The sequence below is a fragment of the Cellvibrio sp. genome (assembly GCF_039207905.1).
Taxonomy (GTDB): domain Bacteria; phylum Pseudomonadota; class Gammaproteobacteria; order Pseudomonadales; family Cellvibrionaceae; genus Cellvibrio.
Genome location: NZ_JBCECX010000070.1, coordinates 1 through 7,214, shown reverse-complemented (window position 1 = coordinate 7,214; position 7,214 = coordinate 1). Strand labels below are relative to the sequence as shown.

General features: G+C 48.6%; 8 protein-coding genes. 7 read left to right on the top strand and 1 reads right to left on the bottom strand.

Translation table 11 applies throughout. The annotated features are described in order from the left end of the window. On the top strand, positions 1-487 hold a 487-nt coding region (locus AAGC78_RS21580; RefSeq protein WP_435786174.1), incomplete at its 5' end, for a helix-turn-helix domain-containing protein. A 93-nt stretch (positions 488-580) separates the two neighbouring features. On the opposite strand, the gene AAGC78_RS21575 is transcribed toward AAGC78_RS21580, so the two are convergent. Then, positions 581-781 (bottom strand): PA3496 family putative envelope integrity protein, encoded by a 201-nt coding sequence (locus AAGC78_RS21575; RefSeq protein WP_435786173.1) that lies wholly within the window; start codon positions 779-781, stop codon positions 581-583. Between the two features lie 242 nt (positions 782-1,023). Between AAGC78_RS21575 and fliE the strand changes: the two genes are divergently transcribed. The 6 genes from fliE (at position 1,024) to fliJ (ending at position 7,001) form a co-directional block, all read left to right on the top strand. Next, positions 1,024-1,398 (top strand): flagellar hook-basal body complex protein FliE, encoded by a 375-nt coding sequence (gene fliE / locus AAGC78_RS21570; protein ID WP_435786172.1) that lies wholly within the window; start codon positions 1,024-1,026, stop codon positions 1,396-1,398. Between the two features lie 71 nt (positions 1,399-1,469). Continuing rightward, positions 1,470-3,173, top strand: coding sequence for a flagellar basal-body MS-ring/collar protein FliF (gene fliF / locus AAGC78_RS21565; RefSeq protein ID WP_435786171.1), 1,704 nt, complete (start codon positions 1,470-1,472; stop codon positions 3,171-3,173). Next, complete coding sequence (fliG, locus tag AAGC78_RS21560) at positions 3,166-4,200, top strand: flagellar motor switch protein FliG (protein WP_435786170.1); 1,035 nt, start codon at positions 3,166-3,168, stop codon at positions 4,198-4,200. Before fliF ends, fliG begins: the two co-directional genes overlap by 8 nt. A 48-nt stretch (positions 4,201-4,248) precedes the next feature. Then, the gene (locus tag AAGC78_RS21555; protein WP_435786169.1) at positions 4,249-5,118 is read left to right on the top strand and encodes a flagellar assembly protein FliH; all 870 of its coding nucleotides are present in this window, start codon (positions 4,249-4,251) and stop codon (positions 5,116-5,118) included. A 2-nt stretch (positions 5,119-5,120) separates the two neighbouring features. Continuing rightward, on the top strand, positions 5,121-6,506 hold the full coding sequence (gene fliI, locus AAGC78_RS21550; protein WP_435786168.1) for a flagellar protein export ATPase FliI: 1,386 nt from the start codon (positions 5,121-5,123) through the stop codon (positions 6,504-6,506). Between the two features lie 39 nt (positions 6,507-6,545). Continuing rightward, a complete protein-coding gene (gene fliJ, locus AAGC78_RS21545; protein ID WP_435786167.1) occupies positions 6,546-7,001 on the top strand; it encodes a flagellar export protein FliJ in 456 nt (151 codons plus the stop codon). The last annotated feature ends 213 nt before the right edge of the window (positions 7,002-7,214 follow it).

Sequence of the window (7,214 nt, the reverse complement as noted above, 5' to 3'; positions counted from 1 at the left end):
GGATAATATTATGCAGCGTGCGCTTATTTTGCAGGCGGGTAAATCAATCCAGGCTGAAGATTTGGGCTTGGGCGCAAACGGACCTTATTCGCAAAGCCCTGTACATTACAGTCAAAAACCGAATTTGTTGGAAGCTGCTCAGGCAATTAATCCGGCGGCAGAATTTGAGCCAGCTTACGATTCACAACCATCATTTGCCGCGCAAGCGTTTGCCAATGCCAGCTATCGCGCCAGTCAATTTTCCGTCGGCAGTGTGGCTACTGATAATATCGCTCTGATCAGCGGTCAACCGGTACAGCATTCATCGCTGAATAATCCAGCGCTGGGTAATGACCTCAAGCAGCGCGAATACGAAATTATTATGAACACCCTGCGTAACGAGCGCGGCAGTCGTAAAAATACGGCGGAGCGCTTGGGGATTAGTGCGCGCACCTTGCGTTACAAAATCGCGCGCCTGCGTGAAGAGGGGTATGAAATCACTGAGTAGTTTGGTGATTTAGATGTAATCAGTAATCCCGTGTTTTACACGGGATTACTGGATATTTTTGCGTGTATCAATCAATGCAGTGCGAATAGCAAATTAATGTAGATAGTCGAACTCGTATTCGCAGGTTTCCCGTCTTAATTTTTTCTCTTCCCGTTTCTCTTCCAGTTTGCGGCGACACTCCATGTTGCGGCGGATTTGCTGTTTCTTGCTTTTCGATACCACCACATCGGCAATAAAACTCGCCATCGCATTTTCAATCAATTCCAGCTCACTTGGCATATTCAATTCGTTCACGGGGAAACTCCTTAATGTGGATGGACTGTGGCTGGATATTAGTGATCCTGAATGACAATGCGGTTAAAGATCTGCGACAAATTGATTAAGGTTTGTGCGTGTTTGGGGCAAGTTTTTGCCGTGCGGCAAGGGTTGGCCTGCTTTGTGCAAAATCCCCTGCAAAGACGGATTTGGCCACGATAATGCCAAATTATTGTCACCGTGAATTCAGTAAATGAAATTGCTTTTTGGAGAACCTCACCATGACTGACCGCGTAGATATCAACCGTTTGCTCGGCGATATGCGTAGTTTGAAGGCGCAAACCCAAGTGTTTCAGCGTCCGCAAGGTGTGGGTGATACTCTAGCGGGTATGCGCAGCCTCGGCGCTCTGCCGGTGGAAGGCACAACCAAAACGCCAAGTTTCGGCGATTTAATGACGCAGGCAGTAAACAAAGTGAACGATGTGCAGAAGACATCCAGTTCCATGGCGGATGCTTACGAAAGAGGTGTGGCCGGTGTGGACATTACCGACGTTATGATCGCCTCGCAAAAAGCATCGGTTTCCTTCCAGGCAATGGTGCAGGTGCGCAATAAATTAATTGATGCGTATCGCGATGTCATGAATATGCCGATTTAATCTTTATCGTTTATTCGTCGCTCTATAACCGGTTAATCGCTGTTAAATATTTCGCTTAAGGTATTGTGATTATGGCTACAACCGCCAATCCCGAATCAGAAAATCTCCCCGCAAAATCAAAAGTGGGCGGCGATTTTTTAGAAGGTTTAAGCAACCTGAATTTATTGCGTCAGGTGGGTTTGATGATCACCCTGGCGGCAAGTGTTGCTATTGGTTTTGCCATCGTAATGTGGATGCAAGGCGATGATTACCGTCCGCTGTTTGGCCGTATGGATAATCTGGATGCGGGCAGTGTGGTAGATGTGCTTGAGCAGAATAAAATCAAATTTAAAGTTGATCAAAACAGCGGTGCCATTTTGGTTGCCAGCGAAGACGTGCACATGGCGCGTTTGAAGTTGGCTGAGTTTGGTTTGCCATCAAACCCTAACCAGGGTTTTGAATTGATGGACAAAGAGCAGCCATTGGGCACCAGCCAGTTTGTAGAGAGCACTCGTTATCAACGCAGTATTGAAGGTGAATTGGCTCGTACCATCACCAGTATTACCAGCATTCGCAGCGCGCGCGTGCATCTCGCAATTCCAAAGAAAACTGTGTTTGTGCGCGATGCAGCCAATCCAACTGCCTCTGTATTTGTTGAAGTGTTTGCGGGCAGAAGTGTTGACCCTTCACAAGTAAAAGCCATTATGAATTTGGTTGCCTCGTCTGTTCCCGGCATGAAAATGGCGGATGTGACTGTGGTAGACCAGCACGGTAATTTGATTTCGACTGGTGAAGAAAGCGCCGATTTGTTGATGGCGGCCAAACAACATCAGTATTCAAAAGAAGTTGAAACCAGTGTGATCAAGCGTATCAACGGTATTTTGGAGCCAGTTGTCGGTGGTGGTAAATTCCGCGCCGAAGTGAGTGCCGATATTGACTTCACCGCAGTAGAACAAGCGGCAGAAACATTTAATCCGGATTTACCGGCAGTCCGCTCCGAGCAAACATTGAATGAAACCCGTCGCGCGGGTGATGTTGCGGCGGGAATCCCGGGTGCGCTAACCAATCAACCACCAGGTACTGCAGAAGCACCGGAACAAATTGATCCAGCGACTGGCCAGCCAGTTGCACCAGCGCAGCCAACGAATAACCGCGAGCAAGCGACCCGTAACTATGAGTTGGATCGCACCGTTAGTTATACCAAGCATCAGCAAGGGACTTTAAAGCGCCTGACAGTTGCGGTGGTGGTTGACGATAAAGTAGTTAGAAACGCTGATGGCACTGAAACTCATATGCCATGGACCGAGAATGAATTGGAACGCTTGTCTATACTGGTACGCGATGCGGTTGGTTTTAGCGCTGTGCGTGGTGATAGCGTCAATGTATTGAACTCTCCATTTGCGAATCGCGTCGAAGATCCAAATGCAGGAATGAATGACATTCCCTGGTGGGAGCAGTGGATCATCCCGAATATCAAATACATTGCCAGTGTATTGGTGATTTTGCTGATCATATTTGGCTTGCTGCGCCCGATGTTTAAAAGCCTGTCCAAACAAGGCGGTGCCTTGGCCGAGCAGGAAGAGGCTCGTCAATTAGCAGCGCTGGAAGCGGCTGGTGCAGCTGGTTTGGATGGTATGTCTGATGAGACGGTAACCCTGACGGGCGGCCACGCACTTATGTTGCCTGGGCCGGAGCAAGGTTACGAAGAGCAAATTAACGCAATTAAAGGTTTGATTGCCGACGATCCGGGCCGTGTGGCCCAAGTTGTGAAAAAGTGGATAAATCGCGATGACTGATGCCAACGATAAAGCGGTTGCGACCAAGCCCGCGTTAAAAATGCGCTACGTGGATCAAGCGGCAATTTTGTTGATGTCACTGGGTGAAGCCGACGCTGCCGAAATTCTTAAGCACATGGGACCAAAAGAAGTGCAGCGCATTGGCGCCGCTATGACCCAATTGCAAAACGTGCAGCAGTCTGACGTGCAAGCCGTGTTGGGGAATTTTCTTGAAGAAGTGCGCACACTCACCGGTCTGGGTGTGGGTGCTGATAATTACATCCGTAAAATGCTGGTGACGGCATTGGGTGAAGACAAAGCAAATAGTTTGATCGACCGGATTTTGATTGGTGGCAATACCACCGGTTTGGATACGCTCAAATGGATGGAAGCGCGTTCCGTTGCCGATATTATTCGCAACGAACACCCGCAAATTCAGGCGATTGTTATCGCCTATCTGGATGCTGACCAGTCTGCGGAAATCATGACCTATTTCCCTGAAAAAGTGCGTCTGGATATCATGATGCGCGTTGCGTCACTGGATACCGTTCAACCAAGTGCGTTGCAAGAATTGAACGATATTCTGGAAAAACAATTCTCCGGTAATGCGGCATCGCAAACCAAAGCCATGGGTGGTTATAAAGTGGCGGCGGAAATTATGAACAACCTCGACGGTTCAATTGAAGCCGAGTTGATGGAAGGTATCAAAGAAATCGACGAGGATATGGGTAATCAAATTCAAGACCTTATGTTTGTATTTGAGAATCTTAAAGAGGTGGACGATCGCGGTATTCAGTCGCTGCTGCGCGAAGTATCTTCCGATGTATTGGTTATCGCACTCAAAGGTGCAGATGACGAATTGAAAGAAAAAATATTCAAGAATATGTCCAAGCGTGCGGCGGAATTGTTGCGCGACGATTTGGAAACCAAACCACCAATGCGCTTGGCAGATGTGGAAGCGGCACAAAAAGAAATCCTCATTACTGCACGTCGTATGGCCGACGCTGGCGAAATTATGTTGGGCGGCGGTGGCGATCAAATGGTTTAATAAAGCCTTTTGGTTTGCTTGTAATCCTATTTCGCTTGAGAAAAGGCCATGTCCGATAATCCCTCCAATAAACGTATCCCGGCCGAGGCGGTTGAAAACGCCTCGACTTGGGTAATTCCTCCGATTACCGATCACGGAAAAATTTTGTCGTCCGCCGAAAAAGAGGCGCGTGAACGACGCGAGCGCATGTTGCGTCGCGAAAAAGAAACCATCGAAACCGTTGAAATTCCCGAGCCGGAACAGCCTGCACAATTAGGTATGACTGCAGAAGAAATGCAGGCTATTTTTGACACTGCTGAAAAAGATGGTTTTGAGCAAGGCCACAAAGAAGGTTTTACTAAAGGCAATAGCGAAGGTTACGAAGCTGGGCGTCAACAAGGATTAATGGAAATGCGTGCGCAATTAGTGGCAGAGCAACAGCGCTTCCAAAAATTAGCCCAAGCGCTACTGGAGCCAGTGAGTGCGCAAGATGACGATATCGAACATTTGTTGTTGGATGTGATCTGCACCCTGACGCAGAGTGTTGTGCAGCGCGAACTTCTCACTGATTCATCGCACATTGTCAGCCTTGTTAAAAATGCAGTTCAAGCCTTACCTATTGGTAGCAAAAATATTCGCGTCAGTTTAAATCCCGATGATCTCGCCGCCGTAGAAACCTATGCAGCTGAGCAACAATTAAATTGGACTTTCTTTGGTGATAACGAATTACTCCCCGGTGGTTGTCGAATCGATACACCGGAAAGTCGCGTTGATTTTTCTGTGGGGACCCGGTTGCAAACCGTGCTGGAGCAATTCATCACCAAACAATTAGCCAGTGGTGATGACAGTGATTCGGCGGATGAAAATTATTTATCTTCTGCTGATGAGCATGCTCAACCTCATAATGAAACTCGTTCTGATGAAGACGGCAGGAGCTGAGCATGTCAGAACGAAAATCCATTAGCTCCAGACTTCGCAGTTACGCACCGCGCAAATTAGTGGCGGTAGAGCCGCAAGCGGAAGGGCGAATTACACGTTCTGTTGGCTTAACGCTGGAAGCAGTAGGTTTAAATGTGTCGGTTGGCCGGCAGTGTGAAATTATCAATAGTGATAATCGTCGCATTGAAGCTGAAGTGGTTGGTTTTGCGGGCGACAAAGTTTTTCTAATGCCGATTAAACAAGTCGAAGGCCTGCAACCTGGTGCTCGTGTTGTTCCGCTCGGCAGCCAGATGGGAATGCGTGTTGGGCCGCAATTATTAGGTCGAGTGGTAAATGGCATCGGTCAACCACTGGACGGTAAAGGTCCTCTGATCGGCGACGAATTTCTCGATTTCCATCCCAGCGCAATCAATCCCTTGCAGCGTCATCCGATCAGCGAACCGCTCGACGTTGGTGTGCGCGCGATCAATGCATTAATCACCGTTGGTCGTGGGCAACGGTTAGGATTGATGGCGGGTTCCGGTGTGGGTAAAAGTGTGCTGATGGGGATGATGACCCGTTTTACTACTGCCGATGTCGTCGTCGTTGGATTGATTGGTGAGCGTGGTCGTGAGGTAAAAGAATTTATTGATCACATCCTTGGTGAAGAGGGATTGCGTCGCGCTGTGGTGGTTGCATCGCCAGCGGATGATGCGCCCTTGATGCGTTTACGTGCCTCCCAGCTTTCCAGTCGTATTGCCGAGTATTACCGCGATCAGGGTTTGAATGTCTTGTTGTTAATGGATTCAATCACCCGTTTTGCTCAGGCACAACGTGAGATTGCCTTGGCAATTGGCGAGCCACCAGCTACCAAAGGTTATCCGCCATCGGTATTTGCCAAAATTCCACAGTTGGTAGAGCGGGCGGGTAATGCCGATAAAGGTGGCGGTTCGATTACTGCGTTTTATACGGTGCTAACCGAAGGTGACGATTTACAAGATCCGATTGCCGACTCGGCGCGGGCGATTTTGGACGGTCACGTGGTGTTATCGCGGCGATTGGCGGAAGAGGGTGTTTATCCTGCGATTGATGTTGAGGCCTCCATCAGCCGTGCGATGCAAAACATCGTTGACGATGAGCATCTGAAAATGATGCAGCGCTTCAAGCAGCTGCTCTCGCGTTATCAACAAAATAAGGATTTGATTGCTATCGGAGCCTATACGCCCGGTGCAGACCCGGATACAGATATGGCGATTGAGCGTTTTCCCCATTTGCGCGCATTTATCCAGCAAGGCATCCGGCAGGGGGTACATTTGCCTGAATCCATCGCTAACCTTCGGGTGTTGTTGAAACCGCCCGCCAACTCCAAGGCTAACAGTCCGTTGGCTGCACAGCATCGCCAAAAGTAAGTTATCAGTTTTAACTGATTGGTTGTTTGAGACATTTACATGGCTGAATCCCGCTCCAAACGCATGCAAGTAGTCCTCACTCTGGCGGTTCGCCAGGAGGAGACTGCGGCTAAAAAAGTAGCTGAAGTTCGTGACCAGGTTGCAAAGGAAGAGAGGCAATTGGCTGACCTGCGTGACTATGCGGCTCAATACTTGCAGGCACAAAGCCAGCTGCGCGATGGAATCCTCGCCCACGAGTTGATTAATTACAGCACTTTTATCGCCCGATTGAATGAGGCTTGCGCGGAGCAGGAGACCAAGGTCAAGCGTTATCAGGCAGCCTTGGAATCCGTTCAAAAACAATGGCGTGTGCTGCATCAGAAGCGTAAATCTATTGAGGATTTGATCGCACGTTTGCAACATGAAGACAACCTCTTGCTCGATAAGCGTTTGCAGAAAGAACTGGATGAATTAAGCTCCCAACAGTTCTTGCGCAGGAAGGATGGCAATCCCTAAAATCGGGCAAAAATGGCAATAGTTATTGTAAATTGGTTATTCGAGGCCGTTTTATCGCTTACTAGCCATACTTGCGCAAACTCGTCAGCAAGTCCGTTTTTATAGTCTATCCTTAGGTTGTGCTGGCACGGGGTAACCCCTGCGGATTTGTTTTAGGAATGTTCAGAAGTTTTTTGATGAGGTAAGACATGGCGATCACGTCAACAGTTTCCC

Excerpts from the sequence above, each read along its gene's own strand:
- fliE (WP_435786172.1), top strand. The coding sequence starts at position 1,024 with ATGACTGACCGCGTAGATATCAACCGTTTGCTCGGCGATATGCGTAGT.
- fliF (WP_435786171.1), top strand. The coding sequence starts at position 1,470 with ATGGCTACAACCGCCAATCCCGAATCAGAAAATCTCCCCGCAAAATCA.
- fliG (WP_435786170.1), top strand. The coding sequence starts at position 3,166 with ATGACTGATGCCAACGATAAAGCGGTTGCGACCAAGCCCGCGTTAAAA.
- AAGC78_RS21555 (WP_435786169.1), top strand. The coding sequence starts at position 4,249 with ATGTCCGATAATCCCTCCAATAAACGTATCCCGGCCGAGGCGGTTGAA.
- fliI (WP_435786168.1), top strand. The coding sequence starts at position 5,121 with ATGTCAGAACGAAAATCCATTAGCTCCAGACTTCGCAGTTACGCACCG.
- fliJ (WP_435786167.1), top strand. The coding sequence starts at position 6,546 with ATGGCTGAATCCCGCTCCAAACGCATGCAAGTAGTCCTCACTCTGGCG.